18 protein-coding genes, 1 tRNA gene and 1 pseudogene are annotated in these 21,670 nt (G+C 74.5%); 10 read left to right on the top strand and 10 right to left on the bottom strand.

Features of this window, described 5'->3' with window-relative positions:
* Positions 1-157: 157 nt before the first annotated feature.
* Positions 158-1,144, bottom strand: coding sequence for a helix-turn-helix domain-containing protein (locus AB0D01_RS11055; RefSeq protein WP_363054816.1), 987 nt, complete (start codon positions 1,142-1,144; stop codon positions 158-160).
* Between the two features lie 217 nt (positions 1,145-1,361).
* Between AB0D01_RS11055 and AB0D01_RS11050 the strand changes: the two genes are divergently transcribed.
* From AB0D01_RS11050 to AB0D01_RS11040, 3 genes are all read left to right on the top strand, one after another.
* The gene (locus AB0D01_RS11050) at positions 1,362-2,030 is read left to right on the top strand and encodes a helix-turn-helix transcriptional regulator (RefSeq protein ID WP_363054815.1); all 669 of its coding nucleotides are present in this window, start codon (positions 1,362-1,364) and stop codon (positions 2,028-2,030) included.
* A 64-nt stretch (positions 2,031-2,094) separates the two neighbouring features.
* Positions 2,095-2,652, top strand: a complete 558-nt coding sequence (locus AB0D01_RS11045; protein ID WP_363054814.1) for a toxin-antitoxin system, toxin component — start codon at positions 2,095-2,097, stop codon at positions 2,650-2,652.
* A complete protein-coding gene (locus AB0D01_RS11040) occupies positions 2,649-3,833 on the top strand; it encodes an MAB_1171c family putative transporter (RefSeq protein WP_363054813.1) in 1,185 nt (394 codons plus the stop codon). The genes AB0D01_RS11045 and AB0D01_RS11040 overlap by 4 nt, the downstream gene beginning before the upstream one ends.
* Positions 3,834-3,908: 75 nt before the next feature.
* Here AB0D01_RS11040 and AB0D01_RS11035 read toward each other — a convergent pair whose 3' ends face one another.
* On the bottom strand, positions 3,909-4,685 hold the full coding sequence (locus tag AB0D01_RS11035) for a hypothetical protein (protein ID WP_363054812.1): 777 nt from the start codon (positions 4,683-4,685) through the stop codon (positions 3,909-3,911).
* 33 nt (positions 4,686-4,718) lie between these two features.
* Positions 4,719-5,336: a hypothetical protein gene (locus tag AB0D01_RS11030; protein ID WP_363054811.1), complete on the bottom strand. Its 618-nt coding sequence runs from the start codon at positions 5,334-5,336 to the stop codon at positions 4,719-4,721.
* Positions 5,337-5,778: 442 nt separating this feature from the next.
* Between AB0D01_RS11030 and AB0D01_RS11025 the strand changes: the two genes are divergently transcribed.
* From AB0D01_RS11025 to AB0D01_RS11015, 3 genes are all read left to right on the top strand, one after another.
* A complete protein-coding gene (locus AB0D01_RS11025; protein ID WP_363054961.1) occupies positions 5,779-7,251 on the top strand; it encodes a YfcC family protein in 1,473 nt (490 codons plus the stop codon).
* A 61-nt stretch (positions 7,252-7,312) separates the two neighbouring features.
* A complete protein-coding gene (locus AB0D01_RS11020; RefSeq protein ID WP_363054810.1) occupies positions 7,313-8,701 on the top strand; it encodes a sensor domain-containing protein in 1,389 nt (462 codons plus the stop codon).
* The gene (locus tag AB0D01_RS11015; RefSeq protein WP_363054809.1) at positions 8,689-9,345 is read left to right on the top strand and encodes a response regulator transcription factor; all 657 of its coding nucleotides are present in this window, start codon (positions 8,689-8,691) and stop codon (positions 9,343-9,345) included. The genes AB0D01_RS11020 and AB0D01_RS11015 overlap by 13 nt, the downstream gene beginning before the upstream one ends.
* 14 nt (positions 9,346-9,359) lie before the next feature.
* Here AB0D01_RS11015 and AB0D01_RS11010 read toward each other — a convergent pair whose 3' ends face one another.
* The 3 genes from AB0D01_RS11010 to AB0D01_RS11000 all read right to left on the bottom strand — a co-directional run bounded on the left by AB0D01_RS11010 (position 9,360) and on the right by AB0D01_RS11000 (position 14,787).
* A complete protein-coding gene (locus AB0D01_RS11010; RefSeq protein ID WP_363054808.1) occupies positions 9,360-10,571 on the bottom strand; it encodes a glycosyltransferase 87 family protein in 1,212 nt (403 codons plus the stop codon).
* A gap of 178 nt (positions 10,572-10,749) precedes the next feature.
* The gene (metG, locus tag AB0D01_RS11005) at positions 10,750-12,471 is read right to left on the bottom strand and encodes a methionine--tRNA ligase (RefSeq protein ID WP_363054807.1); all 1,722 of its coding nucleotides are present in this window, start codon (positions 12,469-12,471) and stop codon (positions 10,750-10,752) included.
* A gap of 315 nt (positions 12,472-12,786) precedes the next feature.
* Positions 12,787-14,787, bottom strand: coding sequence for a hypothetical protein (locus tag AB0D01_RS11000; RefSeq protein ID WP_363054806.1), 2,001 nt, complete (start codon positions 14,785-14,787; stop codon positions 12,787-12,789).
* A 312-nt stretch (positions 14,788-15,099) separates the two neighbouring features.
* Here AB0D01_RS11000 and AB0D01_RS10995 point away from each other — a divergent pair, with 312 nt between their 5' ends.
* From AB0D01_RS10995 to AB0D01_RS10985, 3 genes and pseudogenes are all read left to right on the top strand, one after another.
* The gene (locus AB0D01_RS10995) at positions 15,100-15,699 is read left to right on the top strand and encodes a sigma-70 family RNA polymerase sigma factor (protein WP_363054805.1); all 600 of its coding nucleotides are present in this window, start codon (positions 15,100-15,102) and stop codon (positions 15,697-15,699) included.
* Positions 15,700-16,511: 812 nt separating this feature from the next.
* Positions 16,512-17,231 (top strand): annotated as a pseudogene (locus AB0D01_RS10990) (IclR family transcriptional regulator C-terminal domain-containing protein); the annotation flags it as partial.
* 408 nt (positions 17,232-17,639) lie between these two features.
* Complete coding sequence (locus AB0D01_RS10985) at positions 17,640-18,302, top strand: GPP34 family phosphoprotein (RefSeq protein ID WP_363054804.1); 663 nt, start codon at positions 17,640-17,642, stop codon at positions 18,300-18,302.
* Here the strand turns inward: AB0D01_RS10985 and AB0D01_RS10980 are convergent.
* The 3 genes from AB0D01_RS10980 to AB0D01_RS10970 all read right to left on the bottom strand — a co-directional run bounded on the left by AB0D01_RS10980 (position 18,299) and on the right by AB0D01_RS10970 (position 20,174).
* Positions 18,299-18,868 carry a hypothetical protein gene (locus AB0D01_RS10980; protein ID WP_363054803.1) on the bottom strand — a complete coding sequence of 190 codons (570 nt, stop codon included), beginning with the start codon at positions 18,866-18,868 and terminating at the stop codon, positions 18,299-18,301. The two genes, AB0D01_RS10985 and AB0D01_RS10980, sit on opposite strands and share 4 nt — an antisense overlap.
* Positions 18,869-18,941: 73 nt before the next feature.
* A tRNA-Leu gene (locus tag AB0D01_RS10975) sits at positions 18,942-19,026 on the bottom strand.
* 206 nt (positions 19,027-19,232) lie between these two features.
* Entirely contained in the window at positions 19,233-20,174 is a 942-nt protein-coding gene (locus tag AB0D01_RS10970; protein ID WP_363054802.1) for a beta-ketoacyl-ACP synthase III, read from the bottom strand.
* A 206-nt stretch (positions 20,175-20,380) separates the two neighbouring features.
* Here AB0D01_RS10970 and fdhD point away from each other — a divergent pair, with 206 nt between their 5' ends.
* Positions 20,381-21,229, top strand: coding sequence for a formate dehydrogenase accessory sulfurtransferase FdhD (gene fdhD, locus AB0D01_RS10965; protein ID WP_363054960.1), 849 nt, complete (start codon positions 20,381-20,383; stop codon positions 21,227-21,229).
* Between the two features lie 12 nt (positions 21,230-21,241).
* On the opposite strand, the gene AB0D01_RS10960 is transcribed toward fdhD, so the two are convergent.
* Entirely contained in the window at positions 21,242-21,670 is a 429-nt protein-coding gene (locus AB0D01_RS10960) for a (2Fe-2S) ferredoxin domain-containing protein (RefSeq protein WP_363054801.1), read from the bottom strand.

The following is a 21,670-nucleotide window of genomic DNA, read 5'->3' as shown; positions in this document are numbered from 1 at the left end:
CGATGCCACGATCGGTGACATTCGCGCGGTGACACGGATCGTGGCACCGACCGTGGCATCCGCCCCCCGCCGCCGGCCGCGACGCGGGGACCGCGCCGGGGGCCGGGCCGCCGGGGGCCGTGGCACACGCTTCAGGGGACCAGTGTCCCCCGTCCGTTCAGTCGACCGGCGAGGGCACGGCCCGCAGGCGCGGTCCCTGCTGCCGCGGGACGCCGCCGTCGCGCACCGGACCGGTCGGCGTTCCCTGCGGTGCGGAGAGCACGAAGGTGATCCGCGTGAGCCCCATCGCCTCCAACATGTGGCCGGATTCCGCCACCAGCCGGCAGCGCACCGTGCCCCAACCGGACTCGGGGTGGCGTACGGTCCGCACGGCGCCGTCCCGCTCCGCGGCCTGCTCCCCGTGGGTGCTCAGCCAGTGCGGGACCCCGTAGCGGTAGGCCGCCTCCATGAACGGGTCGCGGGCCACCTCCTGACGGATGCTCCGCAGCCCCTCGTCGTCCGGCGCGGCGGCCAGCGCCGCGGCGAACTGCGCCAACAGCGGGACGCACCAGCCCGGTTCGTGGTCCTCCAGCACGGCTGCGGCGTCCGGGTGGAACAGCACGAAGCGCAGGAAGTTGTCGTCCGGCAGGGCCGTCGGGTGCGGGCGCACCGTCTGGAAGAGCCGGTCGAAGGCCGAGTTGGTCAGCGCCACGTCCCACCGGTGGTCCACGAGGAACGTCGGGTAGGGCGAGGCCTCCATCAGGGCCGCGTAGTCGCACAGGTAGTCGCGCTGGGCCGGGTCCTGGGGCAGACGGTTCTCCTCGGCCGCGCGCCAGGTGGGCGGCGGGTCGCGGTCGACCATGACCCGGAAGAGCCAGAAGCACTGCCGCTCGCTCATCTCCAGGGCCTCGGCCAGGGCGAGCAGCTTGCGGTCCGTCCACTCCTTGACCAGTCCGCGCTCCCAGTTCCCGTAGGCACGGACGCTGATGCGCAGCCTTGAGGCGAGGTCTTCCTGGCTCAGGCCCAGTTCCTCACGGCGCTGGCGCAAAATCTCCTTGCGCCGCTCCGACCGCACCGCGCCGGGCGCGGACTCCTCGCCCGCCAGGCGCTCCTCACCGGCTCGGACGAGGCCATCGGACTGGCCCACCGCTGCGAGATGTGGCACCGAGAGCTCCCCCTCCTCACGGTCTGGATCTTCATTTCCGTGTGGCGATCCTGCTACCGACTTCATTCGAGTGTCAACTATTGTGGCAATTCCAGCCTTGCGACAGCTCATTCCCGCCACAGCTGTGGCAAGTTCTGGCTCTCCCGAGGCAGACCGGATAGATTCCCTGAGGCCGACCACGTGCCCACTGACCTCGCGCGATCTAGGAGAACCACTGGTGACAGACGGCTTCCCGGCTCCCGTCGCGGTGGCCAACGCGCCCCTGGCAGCGACCGTCACGCGGGTCGCCGAACTCGCGAACAAAATGGGCCGTGACGTGAACCAGGTCTTCGACCTGCGCCGGCTCTCCGAGGCCTCCGGGGTCCCGACGGACGTGATCAAAACCCTGCTCGACGGCCGACGGGCCGGCGAACCCGACCTCCAGGCGCGCTTCCTCCAGCGCCTCGACCTGCTCCGCCGCACCCGGGTCAAATCCAACGGGCGCCGCTACACGCAGCAGGAGATCGCGGACGGCGCCGGGATGTCGCGCCAGCAGGCCGGCGCCCTGATCAACGGCGACCGCCGCCCCACCATGGAACACTGTGACGCCATCCAGCGCTTCTTCGGGGTCCACGCCGGCTTCCTCACCGCCCACGACGCCGACGCCCTGACCGACGCGCTCCAGCGGACCGAGCAGCAGCTGCTCCAGGACTTCGCGAAACACGAACGCCAGACCGTACCGGCCGAGGCCGCTTCGGCGGGCGATCCGCTGGCAAGACTCCTGCAGAACCACGGCGTACGGGGCATCGCCTGGCGGGCCGCGCAACTGCCCAGCGACAAGCACCGGGACAAGGTGACCGAATGGCTGGACATGCTTCTCGAAAGCGTCAAACCGAACGAATCATGACCCAGTCGAAAGTCTGGATCTGATCCTTGAGTCCTGATCCGGATCCGCGCCGACGGGGAGAACGGTGAGCATAGGCAGAGCGCAGCGCCGGTTGTGCGCGGAGCTGGTGGCCGGCATCAAGCTGGCCGCCCCCGTGGAACCCGTGGACCTCTACGCCGCCCTCTGCGAGGGCATGAGCCGGCATCGCGGGCGCCCGGTGGAGTTCCGGATGGCTTCCTTCCCCCAGGGGACGGCCAGTGGGCTGTGGCTCGACATGGCGGACCGCGATCTGGTGGTCATCGAGGAGCGCACCGCGCCGGACCACCAGTTGGTGATCCTCGGGCACGAGCTGTGGCACATGAAGGCCGGCCACTGCAGCCACCACGTCGACGGCGCCGCCGTCGCCGCCCGGCTGCTGACGGACGGGGTGGACATCGGCGAGACGGTCCGCAGCGTCGCCGCGCGCACCCGCGCCGACGTCCGGGAGGAGACCGAGGCCGAGACCTTCGGCCTGCTGCTCGGCAGCCGCTGTCGCACCTGGTTGGCCGGTTCCGCCGCGCACCGGGCCCCGGCCCACCGCGACGAGCTGGCCGGCCGCATCGAGACCTCCCTCGGCTACCGGGGGCACAGGAACGACCGTTGAAAGGACAGGACTACTACATTCCGGCGGCGGCGATGGCGATCGCGCTCGTCTTCAAGCTGCCGGCCCTGCGCAACAACTGGCGCGACCCGCTCCTGCGGTCGGTCTGTGTCCTGCTGACCCTGGCCGGGGCGGTCTTCACCTTCGCCGCCCCGCCCACCATCGACGCCGTCAACGAGTGGACGGGCATCCCCAACTTCTCCGCCCCGCTCGTGTACTGCCTGATGACCGCCTTCAGCGCCTCCTGCCTGGTGCTCATGTTCAACTGGCGTGGCGGTCCGGCCGAGGAGATCCGGGCCACCTCGCGCCGCTGGATCTCGGGCTACGCCACCGTCGTCGTCGCCATCATGGTGTTGTTCGCCCTGGGCGACGCCCCGGAGCAGCGGCTGCGCGACTTCGACACCTTCTACGCGAACACCCCGTACATCCGCGTGATGATCGCCGCCTACCTGCTGGCGCACAACGTGGCGGCCATGACGATGGTCGCGATGTGCTGGCGCTGGTCGCTCCAGGTCCGCGGCTGGCTGCGCGGCGGCCTGGTGATCATCGTGGCGGGCTACGCCTTCAGCCTGACCTACGACGCCACGAAGATGTCGGCGGTAGTCGCCCGCTGGCTGGGCCACAACCTCGACGACCTGAGCACCTACGTCGCCCCGCCGCTGGCCTCCGCCGGCGCCCTCATCAGCGCCGTGGGCTTCGTCCTGCCGCTGGTGTGCCAGCGCACCTCGGACAGTTGGCAGACCTGGTCGACGTACCGCCGGCTCGGCACGCTCTGGCACGAGGTCCAGAGCACCGCCCCGGCCGGTACCCCGGGGGTGCGGATGTCCTGGTGGTCCCCGGCCGAGATCCGGGTGATCCAGCGGGAGTCCGACATCCACGACGGGTTCCTGCGCCTGGGTCCCTGCTTCGACCGCCGGCACCGGGACGCCGCCTACGAGGAGGCCCTCGCCCACGGCGCCGACGAGGAGACCGCCCGCGCCGTCGCCGACGCCGCGATGGTGGCGGCCGCCGTACGCACGAGCGCCGCCGACCCGGAGGGGACGGCGGCGGAGGACCCCGGCGAGGGGGAACGGGTGCTCATCATGGCGGACGGGCCCCGTGACCTCGTCCGCATCTCGCACGCGCTGCGGCACTCGCCGGTGGTGGCGGCGACCCGGCGCCGGGCCACCACCGCCGACGGCTGAGCCCACCCGCCGCCGGCGGAAGGGCCGATCCGCCCCCGTGGACGTGCCGATCCGCGCCCGCGGACGGGCCGGCCCTCAGCGGGAGGCCGTGACCGACGTCTTCGGGAAGAGGTCCTGGAAGGGACCCGCCGAGTCGACCCCGTCCCGCCCGTACGGCGCGTCGAAGCTCCACACCATGAACAGCAGGAACACGATCAGGGCGCTGAACAGCCCCGCGAGCAGCAGCTCCCGCCCGGACCGGCGGATCTGCAGGGTGAAGATGAGCCCGATCGTGACGATGCCGCCGACCACGAGCCCGACCCAGATCACCTCCGGCAGCGTGGTCTCGTCGCTCTGGGTACGCGAGTGCCGGGCGTCGTCCGCGGCCGCGATGTGGTCGAGGAGCGGCTGGTAGGCCTGCGCCTGGAGTTCGGTCGCGGGCGTCTGGTGGGTGAGGTCCGTACGCAGCTTGCCGAGCAGGCGCGCGCCCTCGGCGGAGGCGTCCTCGCCGTCGGCCATCCGCGGCCAGTCCACCGCCACGGTGTGGGCGACGTACGCGTCGACCTCGCCGCGGATGCGGTCGCGGACGACGGCCGGGTAGACGTCGGCGCGCTGGCTGACCTCGTACAGCGACTGCGCCTCGCGGCGCACGCTGTCCTCGGCGGCGCCGCGGGCCTCCCACACGCCCGCGATGGCCAGGCCCAGGACGATCGCGTAGACCACGCCGACCATCATCATCATGTACTCGATGACGTCGGGGGTTTCGCTGGTGTCCTCGTCGGCCGCGACCCGGCGGTGCCGGATGGTCGTCATGGTGAGGACGGCGGCGCAGACGAGCACCATGGCGATGGCCAGGACCAGCCATTCGGACACGAGGGGTCTCCCGTTCGTGGGTCGGTGGGGGCGTCAGCGGGCCGTGGCGCCGGCGCCACGGCCCTTGGAGCGGGGGCGCAGCGCGGCGGCGGCGAGCACGGCCGGGGTGGCGACGACCACCATCAGCATCATGGTGCCCATGCCGTCCGGGCCCCGTCGGGCCAGGGCCACGGAGCGGTACGGGCGCACGTGGAACGCGCTCGTGAACGCGGCGCCGGCCGCGACCGCGGGCGGGGCCGGGGCCCGCGCCGCGGCGGGCTCCGGCGGGTCCTCGGCGGCCGGCGCGGTCGGTTCGGCCGGCGCGGGCTTCGGATCGTCCCCCGGTACCGGGGGCGCGGGTTCCGGCGCCGGCGGCGGGACGGGGGCCAGCCCCGGGTGGCTCGTGGTCGGGCGCGGCTCGCCGGGCAGGGTCACCCGTACCGACGGCGCCCCGGGGCGCGGTACGGCGGACCCGGGGACGTGGGGGCGGGGGCCCTGCGGTCGGGGGGCGGGGCCGGGGAGCACGGCGGGGGGCCTCGGCGGGCCGCCCGGGACGCAGACGTCGACCCGCGCCCCGCGGCCGTGGCCGTCCCCGGCGACCGCGACGTGGCCGTGGAGGGGGCACGAGGCCGCCACCAGCCCCGCCGCGGCGTAGTACTGCCAAGCCGTCACCGCGGTCCTCCCGATTCGGCGCCCGGTACGAGGGTCACTGCCGAAGAAACGATCAAGTCGGCGCTTCGACACGCGGCGGACGGGTCGGTGTCCCTGTCCGGGGGACGCCTTCGAACGGCCGGCCCCGCCCGACCGGTCCGCGCCGGACCGCGCCGGACCGCGCCGGACCGCGCCGGACCGCGCCGGACCGCGCCGGAGCAGCGCCGGACCTCCCCCGGGGCGCCGCCGTCCTCGCCCTCACCCTCCCGGCCCATCCCGTCACGACGGCGCGCCCCGGGCCGCCCGATGATCGGAAGGAGGACGTACCCGCAGCTCGGCAGCACCGAAGGGACGGTGGCGCGTGGACACGGACGGCCGAGGCACCCCGGACGCACCCCGCCCGCCCGGGCCGCCCGCCCCGGCCGCGCCGCCGCCGGACCCCGGGCCCGCCGCCCCCAGGGCCATGCGCTTCCCCAGCGCCCTCACCATCCTGGCCCTGGTCACCCTCGCGATCTGGCTGCTGGCCTTCCTGGTCCCGGCCGGCGAGTACGAGCGCAACGACGGGGGCGCCCCGCTCTCGGGCACCTACCACCGGGTCGACGACACCCAGAGCTTCACCGACCGCCTGAACGACCTCTTCCTGGCCCCCGTCAACGGCCTGTACGGCATCCAGGACCCCGCCACCCGCGAGGTCGGCCCGAGCCTGACCGGAGACCTGTACGGCGCCGCGGGCGTGTTCCTGTTCGTCCTGGCGATCGGCGCGTTCATCACCGTCGTGTTCGCCACCGGCGCCCTCGACCGGGGCATCGCCCTCCTCGCCCACCGCCTGCGCGACCGCGGCGCGCTGCTGATCGCCGCCGTGATGGTGGTCTTCTCCGTCCTCGGCACCGTGGAGGGCTTCGCGGAGGAGACCCTCGGCTTCTACGGCCTGTTGGTGCCGATGATGCTGGCGCTGGGGTACGACCGGCTCGTCGCCGTCGGCGCCGCCATCCTGGGCGCCGGCGTCGGTGTGCTCTGCTCCACCGTGAACCCGTTCGCGACGGGCGTGGCCTCCTCCGCCGCCGACATCTCGCTGGGCGACGGGATCGTGCTGCGCTTCGCCATGTGGGTGGTCCTCACGGCCGTCACGGTCCTCTACGTGATCCGCTACGCGCACCGCGTACGGCGGGATCCGTCGAAGTCCCTGTGCGGGTTCCTGCCCGGCGACCGGATGGAGAAGGCCGCCGCCGACTCGGACGAACCGCCGGTGCTGACCCGCCTGCACAAGACCGTGCTCCTCCTGCTGGTGCTGGTCTTCGCCTTCATGATCTTCTCGGTGGTGCCCTGGTCGAGCGCCCTCACCGGCCGGGCCGACGCGACCCCCTACGGCTGGGAGCTGGACTGGTCCTTCCCCCAGCTGTCGGCCCTCTTTCTGTGCGCCGCGGTCCTGGTCGGCGCCGTGGCCCGGATGGGCGAGGCGAAGACCAGCGCGACGATCGTCCAGGGGGCCGCCGACTTCATCTCCCCGGCGCTGGTCATCATGTTGGCCCGCGGGGTCACCGTCATCATGAACAACTCGAAGATCACGGACACCGTGCTGCACTCCATCGAGGGCGTGGTGAGCGGCACTTCGGCCGGGCTGTTCGCGGTGATCGTCTTCCTGGTCAACCTGCCCCTGGCCTTCCTGATCCCCTCCACCTCCGGCCACGCCACCCTCGCCATGCCCATCCTGGCCCCGTTGGCCGACTTCGCGGGGGTCTCCCGCGCGGTGGTGGTGACGGCCTGGCAGTCCGCCAGCGGCTGGATGAACCTGTGGGTCCCGACCTCGGCCGTGGTCATCGGCGGCGTCGCCCTCGCGAAGGTCGGGTACGACAAGTACCTGCGTTTCATCTGGCCGCTGTTGGCCATCCTGGCCGTGCTGATCTGCGGCTTCCTCGTCCTGGGCGCCGCGATGTGACGCGGCGCCCGTCGGGCGCCCGCCCCCGTAGGCTGACGGTTCGGCCGAAGGGGGCGTGGACATGGACGGGAAGCCGGACGGGAAACCGGGGACGGGTACGGGTACGGGTACGGGTACGGGTACGGATACGGGTACGGCCGTGGGCGCCGGCGCCGACCCGCGCGCGCCATCCCCCGTGGCCGTGTGGGCGCTGCTGCGGAGTCCGCGCCGGTTCCTGCTCTCGTGGTGGCCCTGGCGGTGCTGGGCGTACCTCGGGAGCGGGTTCGCGCTCGGCTGCGCGGTCCTGGTCGCGCTGGCGCTGCTCGTCGGGCTCGGGCTGCTGCTGGCCGTGGTCGGGATCGGGCTGCTGCTCCTGGTGGCCGCCCTGGCGGGCGCGGTGCCGCTCGGGGAGCTGGAACGACGCCGACTGCGCTGGATGGACCCCCTGCCGGTGCCCGACCCGCACACCTCGCTCGCCGGGGCCGGCGCCGCCGCCTGGCTGCGGACCAGGCTGCGGGAGCGGGCCACCTGGCGGGAGTTCGGCCACGCCGCCCTGCTCGGGGTGGTGTTCGCGCCCGCCGGCTTCGGCGTGCTCGTCCTGCTGGCCTTCTCCGTGACGCTCGTCGTGTCCCCGGTCGTCGTGTGGGCGCTCGCCCCGGAACCGGTGATGCTGATACCCGGCCGGGCCGTGGCCGGACCGCTGGAGGCCCTGGGCGGCACGGCCGTCGGTCTGCTCGCCCTGGCCGTGACGGCGTACGCGGGCGCGCTCGTCGCCGGAGCGCAGGTGAAGGCCGCCCGGCTGCTGCTCGGGCCGCGCGAGGAGGACGAGCGGGTCCTGGAACTGACGCGCTCGCGGGTCCGCCTCCTCGACGCCTTCGAGGCGGAACGCCGGCGCATCGAACGGGACCTCCACGACGGCGCGCAGCAGCAACTGGTCGCCCTCGGGATGACGTTGGGGCTCGCGGAGATGCGGCTGCGGGCGGCCCCCGCGACGCAGGACACGGCCGAGGCCGTGGCACTGGTCAACCGGGGTCGCGCCGAGGCCAGGCGGGCACTGGAGCAACTCCGCGACCTCGTACGGGGCATCCACCCCCAGGTCCTGACCGACCACGGGCTCTCCGCCGCCGTGACGGAGGTCGCGCTGCGCCATCCCGTGCCGGTCGAGGTGGACCTCGACGTGCCCCGCCTGGCGGAACGGGTCGAGGTCACCGCCTACTTCACCGTCACGGAGGCCCTCGCCAACGCCGCCAAGCACAGCGGCGCGGAGCACGTCGCCGTCGCCGGTAGGGTCGAGGGTGGCCGGCTCGTCCTGACCGTCACCGACGACGGCCGCGGCGGGGCGGACCCCGGCGCGGGAGCGGGCCTGGCGGGTCTCGCGGACAGGGTGGCGATGTTGGAGGGCAGGCTGATGGTGTCCAGTCCGGTGGGCGGGCCCACCGAACTCCGGGTGGAGGTCCCGTGCTCCGGGTGATCATCGCCGAGGACTCCGTCCTGCTGCGGGCCGGACTGTCGGAACTGCTGACCCTCGGCGGCCACCGGGTCCTCGCCGCCGTCGGCGACGCCCCGGGCCTGGTGCGGGCGGTCGCGGCCGAGCGGCCCGACGTGGTGGTCACCGACGTACGGATGCCGCCGGGGCTGCGCGACGAGGGCCTGCGGGCCGCGCTCGAACTGCGCGCCGGGGACCCCTCCCTGCCGGTCCTGGTGCTCTCGCAGTACGTGGCCACCGCGTACGCGACCCAGTTGTTCACCGGTGCCTCGGCGGCCGGCCTGGGCTACCTGCTCAAGGACCGGGTCGGCGACGTGACGGAGTTCCTCGACGCCCTGCGCCGGGTCCACGAGGGCGGAACGGTCATCGACCCGGAGGTGGTGCGGGTCCTGCTCGCCCCCCGGGCGGCGGACCGGCCCCTGGCCCGGCTGACGCCGCGCGAGCGCGAGGTGCTCGCCCTGATGGCCGAGGGCCTCAACAACCAGGCGCTCGCCGCGCGGCTTTTCATCACCGAGGCCTCCGTCGTCAAGCACGCGAGCAGCATCTTCACGAAGCTGGACCTGGACCCGACCGAGGGCAACCGGCGCGTCCTGGCGGTCCTGGCCCACCTGCGGGGCACCGGGCCCTGACCCGACGCCCCGTCCTACGCCGGGTTCGCGCGGTGCGGCACGGCCGCGCCGCGGGCGCCGCGCCCCGCGGAGCCGGCGACCACGCGGGAGGTCCCGGGGACCGTCGCCGACCGCGCCCAGACCACCAGCAGGAGCGGCAGCGCCAGGTAGCCGAAGCGCCCGGCCGGGGCCAGCAGGAAGGCCAGGGTGAGGCCGAACGCCAGGCGGTCGGCCGCCGCCACGAGGGTGCGCGGCGGCCGCACCACCAGGGAGAGGGCCACCGCCAGGCCGCCCGCCACGAGCAGCCCCACCGTCAGGTGCCAGCCCCACGGCCCGAGTCCGGCCAGCAGGTGCCCCGGCAGCGGGCTGCCCGCCGGGGTCGCGACCTCGGCCCGCCCGGTGGGGAAGGCGAACACCTGCCGCCACAGCTCCGCCGGCTGGAGCAGCACCGCCGGCGCCACCAGGACGGCCGTGCCGAGGGCCGCCGTCCCGGCGCAGCGCAGGGCGGCCCGCGGGCCCCGTCCGGCGGCGAGGACGGCGAGGACGACCGCGACGGCAGGCAGCGCCGTCCACTTGAGCCCGCAGGCCACCGCGAGGGCCGCCCCGGCGACCACCGGCCGCCCGGACACGGCCGCCGCGAGCGCCAGGCAGCACAGGCCCGCCAGCGGCAGGTCCACCCCGCTCACCACGAGCGGCATCGCCACCACCGGCGAGGCCACGAGGAGCGGGAGCAGCGGGGAGGGGGCGGAGCCCAGCAGCCGGCGACCGGCCGCGAGGCAGCCGAACAGGGCGGCCGCGCACCAGAGCCGGGCGTCGCCCGACAGCCGCACCGCCCACTCCCCGCCCGGGCCGAAGGCGCCGTCGAGCAGGGCGCGCGGGAGGCCGAGGAGGGCGGTGGCGGGGAGGTAGGGGGTGTAGTCCTCGACCCGGGTCGGCCCGTCCACGTAGAGGCGTCCGGAGTCGAGCAGGAGCCGTCCGGAGCGTTCGATCACCGCCACCTCGGACTGGCCCTGCCCGGTCAGGACCAGGTAGAGCAGGGGTACGGCGACGGCTCCCACCAGGGCCGCGCCGAGCGCGGCGCGGCGGCGTCCGAGGGCGGCGGCGCCCGCGGCGGCGAGGTAGCCGGTGGCCGCGCACCAGCCCCACAGCCGATGCGGGCCCAGGGAGGAGAACAGCGGGAACGACAGGGCCCAGACGGCGGCGAGCAGCCAGCCGCCGGCGCGGCGGACGACGGGAGGAGGGGTCATGCCCCCATTCCAGCCGCGCGGGCCCACCGGGTCTGCACGCCCAGGTGGAGCCTTCGTGGTCGGGTTTTCCCTACCCCCGCCGCCGCCCGGAGCGCCGAAGGGGCGGGGAACGCCGGAAGGGGCGGGGAACGCCGAAGGGGCGCGACCCCGCGGGTCGCGCCCCTTCGGACCGTACGACTCAGGCCTGGGCCTCCGGGTCGCCGCCGAAGCGCTCGCGGTAGGACTCCAGGTCCTCCTCGGTGATCCGCGCGAAGAGCACCGGCGGGACGGTGAACGGGGTACCGGCCGGAACGGCGTCCAGCGCCTTCGCCTGCTCCGGGGACACCCACGTCGCCGTGTCGTCGGCGAGCGCGAACGAGGAGCGCATGACGCGCGCCGAGGCCGGGATGAAGGGCTCGGAGACCACCGAGTAGAGGTGGATGAGGTTCATCGCGGTGCGCAGGGTCAGCGCCGCGCCCTCCAGGTCGGTCTTGACCTCCAGCCAGGGGGCCTTCTCGTCGAGGTAGGCGTTTCCGGCGGACCACAGGGCGCGCAGCGCGGCGGCGGCCTTGCGGTACTGGAGGGACTCCATGTGGCCCTCGTACTCGGCCAGCAGCTCGGCGATCTGCTCGCCCAGCTTGGCCTCGACCTCGCCGGCGGGGCTGCCGGCGGGAACCTCGTCGCCGAACTTCTTGCGGGAGAAGGTCAGTACGCGGTTGACGAAGTTGCCGAGGGTGCCGCCGAGGTCCTTGTTGACCGTGGCGGTGAAGTGCTCCCACGTGAACGAGGAGTCGTCGGACTCGGGCGCGTTCGCGATGAGGAAGTAGCGCCAGAAGTCGGCCGGGAGGATCTCCAGGGCCTGGTCGGTGAAGACGCCGCGCTTCTGCGAGGTGGAGAACTTGCCGCCGTAGTACGTCAGCCAGTTGAAGGCCTTGACGTAGTCGACCATCTTCCACGGCTCACGGGTGCCGAGCTCGGTGGCCGGGAACATCACCGTGTGGAACGGGACGTTGTCCTTGGCCATGAACTGGGTGTAGCGGACGTCCTCGGCCTCGTACCACCAGGACTTGTAGTCGCGGTTCGCCGGGTCGGCGTCCGACCACTCCTTGGTGGAGGCGATGTACTCGATCGGGGCGTCGAACCAGACGTAGAAGACCTTGCCCTCGGCGGCCAGCTCGGGCCACGTGTCGGCCGGGACGGGGACGCCCCAGTCGAGGTCACGGGTGATGGCGCGGTCGTGCAGGCCCTCGGTCAGCCACTTGCGGGCGATGGAGGACGCCAGCTGCGGCCACTCCTCCTCGTGCTCGGCGACCCAGGCCTCGACCTCGACCTGGAGCTTGGACTGGAGGAGGAAGAGGTGCTTGGTCTCGCGGACCTCCAGCTCGGTGGAGCCGGAGATGGCCGAGCGGGGCTCGATCAGGTCCGTGGGGTCCAGGACGCGGGTGCAGTTCTCGCACTGGTCGCCGCGGGCCTTGTCGTAACCGCAGTGCGGGCAGGTGCCCTCGACGTAGCGGTCCGGGAGGAAGCGACCGTCGGCGGGCGAGTAGACCTGCCGGATCGCGCGCTCCTCGATGAAGCCGTTCTCCTGGAGGCGGCGCGCGAAGTGCTGGGTGATCTCGGCGTTCTGCGCGGAGGAGCTGCGACCGAAGTAGTCGAAGGACAGCTCGAAGCCGTCGTAGACGGCCTTCTGGGCATCGTGGGCCTGCGCGCAGAAGTCGGCGACCGAGATGCCGGCCTCCTTGGCGGCGAGCTCGGCGGGGGTGCCGTGCTCGTCGGTGGCGCAGATGTACAGGACGTCGTGGCCGCGCTGGCGGAGGTACCGGGAGTACACATCCGCCGGAAGCATCGACCCGACCATGTTGCCCAGGTGCTTGATCCCGTTGATGTACGGAAGCGCGCTGGTGATCAGGTGTCGAGCCATCCTCGGATGCTCCATTTCATTTGTGCGTGACGACGGTCACTGAGTGCGAAAGCGTGCGGTACCGGGCCGTCTGTGACGGACTGTGACGCGGTTCATCGTATCGAACCGTCGAAACGGCACGCGCCCGCATTTCTGTGGGTGGACATGGCGCAAAAACGAGCGAGGGCTGTGACCTCTCCGTCACGGCCCTCGCAATGGGCCCATGCTACAGCCGCCCGAAGGCGCCGCCGGACCGGTGCCGGACCGGCGGCGGACCAGCGGCGGACCGGTCTCGCGGACCGGTCTCCCCGACCGCCGGCGGGGGTCGCCGCGGCATCAGTCCCGGCCGCCGCCCGCGCCGTCGAGGGCCGTGATCCGGGCGCCGCTCGCGAGCCGGCCCGTCAGCGTCACCGGGGCGCCCTCGGGTCCGGCGGGGGCGGCCAGGGCGCGTCCGTCCGCCTCGGCCCGGACGGCGCCGGTCGCGGTGATGCCGGTGACCTCGCGGCTCCCGGCGGCCAGCAGGTACGCGCGGCCCGCCGGGGAACGCCAGCGGGTGCCGGCCAGCAGGTGCTGCCCGAAGCGTCCGCAGGCGGCGGTGGACCGGGCACGGGCGACGTCCAGCGGGGGTCCGGCGGGCGGGCGCAGTTGGACGAGCACGTCGCCGGGCCCGGCCCAGCCGGAGGCGCGGGTGCAGGTCCAGCGGGCGCGGCCGGCGCCGTCGGGGAGTTCGGTCTCGGCGAAGGCCCAGAGGTTGACGGCCCGGGTCGCACCGCCGCGCAGTTCCCGCAGCCCGCAGACGACGGGCGCCCAGTCGGCGCGCGCGGCCGGGCCGGTCGCCTCGCGGGGTTGGCGGGCCGGCACGGCCCCGGGTCCGTCGGGCAGGGGGGTGTGGGTGAGGTGGACGGGGGTGAGCCCGCCCAGGTCGGCGAGGACGAAGGCGTGCTTCTCGACGATGCGGGCGGAGGAGGTCAGTTCCAGCGCGGGCCACGCGGTGCACGGGCCGTCGCCCCGCGGCACCTCCACCGGGGGCGTGACCCCGTCGGCGCCCACCGTCAGGGGGTGGGCCGCGTCCCCGGCGCGCAGCAGGTCGCGGACGCCGGCGCCGGCGATCCACGGGGCGAGCAGGTAGCGCGCGGAGCCGCCCGGCTCGTCCCGGGTCAGGGTCAGGGCGGCGGCCGTGGTGACCCCGGCCTCGTCCGTGCGGGCGAGGTCCAGGGTGCGTGCGCGCGGGCCGCCCGCGGCCTCGGCGTAGCGTGCGATCCGGTCGCCGTCGAGCAGCACCACCACGGCGCGCGCGCCGCCCGCGTCCGGTCCGGGCACGTCCCCGGCGTACAACAGCCGCGGGGAGTGCGCGGGCGGGTCGGCGGCGGTGCCGGGGGCGGTGGTGACGCTCACCGATCCGGGCCGGGCGGCCCAGGCGCCCAGGGCGCGGGCGAGCAGGGCCCGGTCCGCGGTGCGCGCGCCCCGGGCGGGCCAGGCGGTGAAGTCCACGCGGGCGGTGTCGGCCCAGGCCTCGGCGGGTACGCGGACCAGCCGGGCGGGATCCAGCGCCCGGGCGGCGACCGGCCCGGCGGCGGGGGTCGTCTCGGTGCGCGGCGCCGACCCGTCGGCGGTGAGGACGGCGCAGGCCAGGGCGAACGCGGTCAGGGCGGCCCAGCCGGCGCGGACCCTGCGGCGGCGGCGCAGCAGGTCGGTGGGGCGGGCGCTGACCACGCTGGCGTCGTGGGCGGGGTTGCGCAGCTCCCGCAGGAGCGTTTCGCCGACGGGCAGGGCGCGGGCCTCGCGCACGGCGTCCTCGGGGTCGCCGGCTCCGGCCGCGGCGAGGAGCCGTACCGCCGCCTCCTCGGGGAGCCCCTCCAGGCGGTGCAGGGCGAAGGCCGCCCGGACCGGGCCGGGCGCCCCGCCCACCAGGCGGGCCGCCTCGTCGATCCCGCCCGCCGGGGGCCACATGCGCAGCCCCCACACGTAGGGAGGGGTGCACGGCCGGATGAGGCGCAGCGGCGGCAGTCGGGTGCGGCCGCCGGGGGCGAGGGCGGCGCGCAGGACGCGGACCCGCACCTCCTCCAGCGGCCCGCCCGGGCCGCCGGGGCCGGCCGGCGCGGCCCGGACGGCGGCGGCGCGGGGCAGGGCGCGCTGGACGGCGCGGTGCGCGAGGAGGATCCGGTCGTGCCGGGTGAGGGAGTCGGGGAGGGTCACGTAGGCCAGTCGCACGAGCCGGGGGTAGTGCTCGACGAGGACGGCCTCGGCGTGCTCGACCGCGCTCCGCGCGCGCGGTGGCCGCGGGGAGGGACCGGGGGGCGTCTGCGGCGTGGAGCCGGGGCGTTGTGAGGAAGCCACGGCCCGTCAAACGAGTGATTCGTGGGATGGTCACACGCCCCGCCGGTCTCCCCGGCGCACTTGCACCGTGCGCCCCCACCGACAGGGCATATGCGTCCGTGCCCGCTGAAACGCGTCCCGATCGTTCCCGATCACCACTCGATCATCGACGGCCGTAATCCTCCATCTTGCCGCTCCGCGCCCCCGGAACGCGCCGGCGCTGGTCTGATGGGCCGCGCACAGGGGATGAGGTGGGGAACGGTGAACGATGGCGGACCGGAGGAGTCCGGTGGGGCCGTGGGCCTGCCCAGCCGACGGCGGCAGCCGACGCCCATGAGTCAGTGGGATCCGACCGCGCGCCTGTCGTACTGGGCCTTCCACGCCAACCGGCGTCCCGCGTACATGCGCTTCGCGTACCTTCAGCTGGGCTCGGACGCGGCCGCGGAGGACGCCGTGGACGCCGCGTTCGACTCGATCATGAACGAATGGCTCCGCATGCTGCACATGGACCGGCTCGACGCCTACGCCTGGACCGTGCTCAAGCAGCGCATCGTCGACGGGCAACGACAGCGCGACCCGCGCCGCCGACCACCCGAGCCGATGGACATCAGCGCCTTCGAGGCCGCCCTCAAGGAGGTCCACTCCGGCGGCCCCGACACCCCTGATCCCACCGACCCCGCCGACCCGTCGGGTTCCGCCGGGCCTTCCGCGTCCGACCGCTACGAGGTCCTCACCGACGCCATCCGCTTCTACTCCGCCGTCGCCCGTCTCGCGGAACGGCAGCGGGACACGGTGATGCTGCGCTACGGGCTCCAGTGCACCCCCGGAGAGGCCGCCGCCGTGATGGGCGTCGACGAGGCCACCGTCCGTTCCCAGCTCGGCCAGGCGCACCGGCGCCTGGCCCGGCTGCTCGACGCGTCCGCCGAATCATGAGGGGCCGCGAGGACCACGACCGCGACGGCCGGGGCGACGGCGCCCGGGGTCGGCGGCCGCTCGCCGAGTTCCTGGAGCGGGCGGTCGTGCGCGACCGCTACCCCCACTACGACCTCGGCGCGGCCGAGGCCCGGTTGCTGCGCGTCCCGCGCGCCCCCGGCCCGGCCGCCCCCGTCGGACGAGGCGGCCGGCGCCGGCCCTTCGGATGGAGCGATCCCGCCCGCGACACCCCGCTCGACTCCGAGCGGGCCCGGCGCGACCTCAAGGCGGCCTGCCTCGCCGTGGTCTGCGACGCCCGCGCCCGCGGCGACCTCGACCGCTTCCTCGACAGCGGGCAGTGCGACCTGCCCGGGGCGGTCGTCTTCGGCTGCCTGCTGCACCTGGCGGGCATGCGGGAGGGGTCCCGCTTCTGGTGGCAGTTCGCCGCCGGATCGGGCAGCCCCCACACCGCGCAGGCCGCGTACTGCCTCTTCCTCGACCACTCCCGACGCGGCGAACACCACGACGCCCGGGTGTGGGCGCGCGAGCTGGGCCGCCGGGGATTTCGCCCGAGCGGGCGCCGCGAGCTGCGCGAGGTCCGGCTGTGCGCGCAGGCGGCCGTCCTGCGCTACGTCGACCAGCACGACGACCCCGACCTGGGCCCGGTGCCGATGCCGAGGCCGGGGCTGCCCCTGGTGCTGGACGCGTTCCTGCCGCCGCCCCCGCCCCCGACGCCCGGCCCCCGGCCCGGCGCCGTCTTCCCGCCGCGCCGCCGCCCCGCGCCGGTGCCCCCGCCCCGGGGCCCCGCGCGCCCGGTCGACACGGGCGGCGCCCTGGCGCAGGCGCGGCGCGCGCTGGACGTCGTCCAGGTACTGGAGCGGCACCCGCTGGGGGTGCGCACCGACCGGCTGGCCCGCAGGTCGGGGCTGGGCGAGGCGGCGCTGCGGCCGATCCTGACGATGCTGTGCGAGGAGGAGTACGCGCGGCGGACCGGGGTCGGCGTGTACGCGCCCGGCCCGGCCCTGGACCGGCTCGCGGCCCCGGGCGGCCTGGGCCTGGCGGGGCAGCTCCAGCGCACCCTGGCGCTGGCGCGCGACAGCGCGGGCGCCGCCGTCTACCTGAGCCGGTACGCGGACGGCGAGGTCCGCATCACGCAGATGGCCGACGGGCCGGGGACCCCGCCGGTGCGGGAGTGGGTGGACTTCCGGGCCGCCGCGCACGCCAGCGCGGTCGGCAAGTGCCTGTTGACACAGCTCGACCGGGACGGCCGGGCCGACCACGTCGCCCGTCACCGACCGGCCCGGCTCACGCCGCGCACGATCACCGACAGCCGGGTCCTGTTCAACGCCCTGGACGCGGTCGCCCCGGGCGCGCCCGTCTTCGACCTGCACGAGTACGCGCCCGGCGTGGTCTGTTCGGCGGTGCCGATCGCCACCGGCGGCGCGGCGGGGAGCCTGGCGCTGTCCCTGCCCGCCGCGCACGCCCACCGGCTGCACTCGGCGACGGAGGCCCTGCGCCGCAAGGCGGTCCCGGTGCTGCTGGCGCTGCTGTTGTCGGGCGCGATCCCGCCGGACGCGCCGGCCGCCCCCCCGACGGCCGCCCGGGCCGTCGGGCCGGCCGGGGTCCGGGCCGCGACCACGACCGGGGTCCCGACCGGCGGCACCCCGGAGACCCTGCGCCGGTTGGGCCGCCTCTTCCGGACGCCGCTGACGCGCGTCACCACGCAGGAGGGGCCGCACCTGGTCAGCGATCCCTCGGCGGCGGCGGCCTACCTCTTCGAGGCCGCCGACGCCCCGCCGGACCCCGACCACCCGCGCCTGGCCCTCCCCCACACCTTCACCGAGGTCGCGCCGGGCACGCTGCCGGCGCGGGACGGCCTGGTGGTCCTGCGGCTGTGAGGGACCGGGGAACCACCGGGGTACGCCGATCGTCTTCCTCGTAGGAACTACGGGGGGACGTTCATGAACATCACGCTGGCGGAAGAGGTCATGCTGCTGTCGCTGGACGACGAGTCCGGGACGGCGAAGAAGCGGCAGGCCGCCGGGTGGGCCGTCGCGGGCGGCATCCTCCTCGAACTGGTCCTCGCCGGGCGGTTCACGATCGTCGGCAAGGAGCTGGAGGCGGCCGACACCAGCCCCACGGGCGACGCCCTCCTGGACGGCCGGCTGGAGCTGATCCGCACCTGGCTGGAGCGGCGCGGCCGGCACACGGTGACCGGCTGGCTGACGAAGGACCACACCAAGGCCGTCGCGGCGGCGCTGGACAGTCTGTGCGCGCGGGGCGTGGTCGAGCGCAGGGAACACAAGGCGCTGGGCATGTTCCCGGTCCGCCGCTATCCCGAGGCGGACGGCTCCCACGAGCGGGCCCTGCGCGAGCGGCTCCGCGCGTGCGTCCTGGACGGAGCGGAGCCGGACCAGCGCACGGCAGGGCTGATCGCGCTGCTGCATTCGGCGAAGCTGCACGACCTGGCGTTCGCGGACGGCCCCCGCGCCGAGGTGAAGGCCCGGATGGCGGAGGTGGCCGAGGGCCAGTGGGCCGCGGAGAGCATCCGCAAGGCGATCCGCGACATGCAGGCGGCCATAGCGGCGGTCACCGCGGTCACCGTCCTCACGGCGACGAGCTAGCCCGCCGCCTTCCGGCTCTCCTCCTCGTCCTCCCACCAGTCGTGGCACAGTCCCGTACGGCAGCACACGGGCAGCCAATCTGCGGCGGTCTCCCGGAGGTCCCGCAGGCGTGCCCGGTCGGGGTCCAGCACCGTCAGGATCTCGAAGGCGGCGCCCGCCGCCCCCGGCGACCGGTTGGAGAGCACCTCCCGGTGGAGGAGTTCGATGCCCCGCGCTGCGCGTTCCCGGCACAGCTCCGGCAGGTCCAGCCCGCGGCGCGCCGAGTCCGGATCGGTGCCCTCGCCGGTCACCAGGGACTGGAGGAGGTCGAGGAGGCGGAAGCGGGTGTCGGGCGCCGGCTCGGCCGCGAGCGCGGCGAGCAGGACGGAGGTCACCGCGGGGGCGGGCTCGTACAGCACCACCGGGGACCAGACGTGCTGCTCGAAGTCCCGGGAGGTCGCCTCGTCCCGCGCTCCCCCTGCCGTGATCCGCAGCAGCTCCCGGGCGATGTGTGCGGCGGAGCGGCCACAACCGCACCGCATGCCCTTCCAGTCCTGCCGGGCGATCTCGTCCTCGACCTGTCGCACGGATCCTCCCCCGTTCACCGGCACGACGCCGGAACGCAAAAGAGCCCCACCGAAGTGGGGCTCTTGCTTGTTGTGTCCGAGGGGGGACTTGAACCCCCACGCCCGATAAAGGGCACTAGCACCTCAAGCTAGCGCGTCTGCCATTCCGCCACCCGGACCAGGTGGTCGGCCCCGGTTTCCCGCGGCGACATGGACAACAATAGCAGGGGATCGGCGGGCCTCCGACCACTTATCCGACCGGTCGTCGTCCCGCCACGCCGCGCTGACCTGCGGGCATGTCCCGGATGCCGCGCGGCCCGCCCCGGCGTCGCCCCGGGGGGCGGTGGCGGGGCGGGCCTCGGGGACCGGGCGCGGGGGCAGGGGCCTACGGGCAGTGGATGACCTGGCCGGCGTAGGAGAGGTTGCCACCGAAGCCGAAGAGGAGGACCGGGGCGCCGGAGGGGATCTCGCCGCGCTGGACCAGCTTCGACAGGGCCATCGGGATGCTCGCCGCGGAGGTGTTGCCGGAGTCGACGACGTCGCGGGCGACCACGGCGTTCACGGCGCCGATCTTGGCCGCGAGGGGTTCGACGATCCGCAGGTTCGCCTGGTGGAGGACGACTCCGGCGAGGTCCTCGGGGGTGATCCCGGCCTTCTCGCAGACCTTGCGGGCGAGCGCGGGGAGCCGGCTGGTGGTCCAGCGGTAGACGGCCTGGCCCTCCTGGGCGAAGACGGGCGGCGTGCCCTCGATGCGCACCGCGTGGCCCATCTCCGGCACCGAACCCCACAGGACCGGGCCGATGCCGGGCCGCTCGCAGGCCTCGACGACGGCCGCGCCGGCTCCGTCGCCGGTCAGCACGCAGGTGGTGCGGTCGCTCCAGTCGGTGATCTCGGTCATCTTGTCGGCGCCGATGACCAGGGCGCGGGTGGCGGAGCCGGCCCGGATCGCGTGGTCGGCGGTGGCCAGGGCGTGGGTGAAGCCCGAGCAGACGACGTTGAGGTCCATGACGGCGGGGCCGCCGCCCATGCCCAGCTTCGCGGCGACCCGCGCGGCCATGTTGGGCGAGCGGTCGATGGCGGTGGAGGTGGCCACCAGGACGAGGTCGATGTCGTCGGGGGTGAGGCCCGCGTTGGCGAGGGCCTTTCCGGCGGCCTGGTAGGCCAGCTCGTCGACCGGTTCCTCGGGGCCCGCGATGTGACGGGTCTTGATCCCGACGCGCGAACGGATCCACTCGTCGTTGGTGTCGACCATGGCCGCGAGGTCCTCGTTGGTGATCACTTTCGCGGGCTGGTAGTGCCCTAGCGCCACCACGCGTGAACCGGTCATGGGCGGGGTCCCCCTCTGTACGGCAGTCAGGATCACCCAGCTTTGCCTGCTACTGACGGGTACGTGTGCGTGTGACCCGACAGGATTCCGGTAGCGGAATTTGGAGAATTCCGAGCAACTCGCTGCCGGGGGCGTGATCGCACGGCGATCCGGGAGAATGTCATGGTCAGGTGCACGACGAGGACGGAACGGGTGGGCTGATCACCATGGGACGGGTCACCGAACGACGCCGCGTCGTGCGGGTCCGGGGCGCCGCTACGGGGGTCCGCCCCGACACGCTGGTCGCGGAGGAGCCGCTGGAGATCCGGCTGAACGGCCGGCCGCTGGCCATCACGATGCGCACCCCGGGCGACGACTTCGCGCTCGCGGTGGGCTTCCTCGTCAGCGAGGGGGTGATCGGTCGGACGTCGGACGTCGAGGCCGTGACCTACTGCGAGGGCGCCACCGAGGACGGCTCCAACACCTACAACGTCGTCAACGTCCGGTTGGCGGCCGGGGTGCCCCTGCCGGACATCACGCTGGAGCGGAACGTGTACACGACGTCCTCCTGCGGGCTGTGCGGCAAGGCCAGCCTGGACGCGGTCCGGACGGCGACCCGTTTCCCGGGGTTGGCCGACGACCCGCTGCGGATCCCCGCCGAACTGCTGACCGCGTTGCCGGACCGGTTGCGGGCGGCGCAGAAGGTCTTCGACCGCACGGGCGGCCTGCACGCGGCGGGGCTCTTCTCCGCGACGGGCGAGCTGCTCGACGTGCGGGAGGACGTGGGGCGGCACAACGCCGTGGACAAGATCGTCGGTCGGGCCGCCCAGTCGGGCCGGCTGCCGCTGGCCGGGTCGGTGCTGCTGGTCTCCGGCCGGGCCTCCTTCGAGCTGGCGCAGAAGGCGGTGATGGCGGGCATACCCGTGCTGGCGGCCGTCTCCGCCCCGTCCTCGCTGGCGGTGGACCTGGCCCTGGAGTCGGGGCTCACGCTGGTGGGCTTCCTGCGCGGGGCCGACATGAACATCTACGCGGGCGAGGAACGGATCCTCCTGCCGGGGACGGGGACGGTCGCGTAGCGGGAGCGGGCCTCAGCGCTTCCGCCTGCCGCGGGTGCGGCCCGTCGGCGCCTTGGGTTCCGGGGGGTCGATGCGGTGGAGTGCGAGGGTGGCCGGGAGGGGGCCGGTGCCGGGGCCGCCGGAGCGGGCCCATTCGATGATCTCGTCGGTCGCGGTGTCGTCGAGGGCCCAGCCGAACCAGACCGCGCGGGCTCCTCGGGAGCGGGCCTCGCTCGTGGGCTGGACGACGATGACGTTGGCCTGGGCGCAGGGCCCGAGGCAGTCGCTCGTACGGACGGCCAGCCGCCCCCCGGACGCCTCGGCGGCCTCGCGCAGGCGGGCGAGTTGGCCGGCGTGGTCGGTGCCGGGGTTCTTGCGGGGGTCGCCGCAGCAGCAGCCCCGGCACACCACCAGGGTGCAGGGGCGCGGGGCGTGGGCGGCGTGCGGGCGTATCCAGGTCAC

It is taken from the genome of Streptomyces sp. NPDC048606, assembly GCF_040650855.1.
Lineage (GTDB): Bacteria > Actinomycetota > Actinomycetes > Streptomycetales > Streptomycetaceae > Streptomyces.
Note: the sequence above shows the minus strand (reverse complement) of the source record. Positions and strands in the feature narration are given on the sequence as shown.

Coding starts and splice junctions, on each gene's coding strand:
- AB0D01_RS11025 (WP_363054961.1), top strand. CDS start 5,779: ATGCGCTTCCCCAGCGCCCTCACCATCCTGGCCCTGGTCACCCTCGCG.
- AB0D01_RS11020 (WP_363054810.1), top strand. CDS start 7,313: ATGGACGGGAAGCCGGACGGGAAACCGGGGACGGGTACGGGTACGGGT.
- AB0D01_RS11010 (WP_363054808.1), bottom strand. CDS start 10,571: ATGACCCCTCCTCCCGTCGTCCGCCGCGCCGGCGGCTGGCTGCTCGCC.
- metG (WP_363054807.1), bottom strand. CDS start 12,471: ATGGCTCGACACCTGATCACCAGCGCGCTTCCGTACATCAACGGGATC.
- AB0D01_RS10995 (WP_363054805.1), top strand. CDS start 15,100: ATGAGTCAGTGGGATCCGACCGCGCGCCTGTCGTACTGGGCCTTCCAC.
- AB0D01_RS10985 (WP_363054804.1), top strand. CDS start 17,640: ATGAACATCACGCTGGCGGAAGAGGTCATGCTGCTGTCGCTGGACGAC.
- AB0D01_RS10970 (WP_363054802.1), bottom strand. CDS start 20,174: ATGACCGGTTCACGCGTGGTGGCGCTAGGGCACTACCAGCCCGCGAAA.
- fdhD (WP_363054960.1), top strand. CDS start 20,381: ATGGGACGGGTCACCGAACGACGCCGCGTCGTGCGGGTCCGGGGCGCC.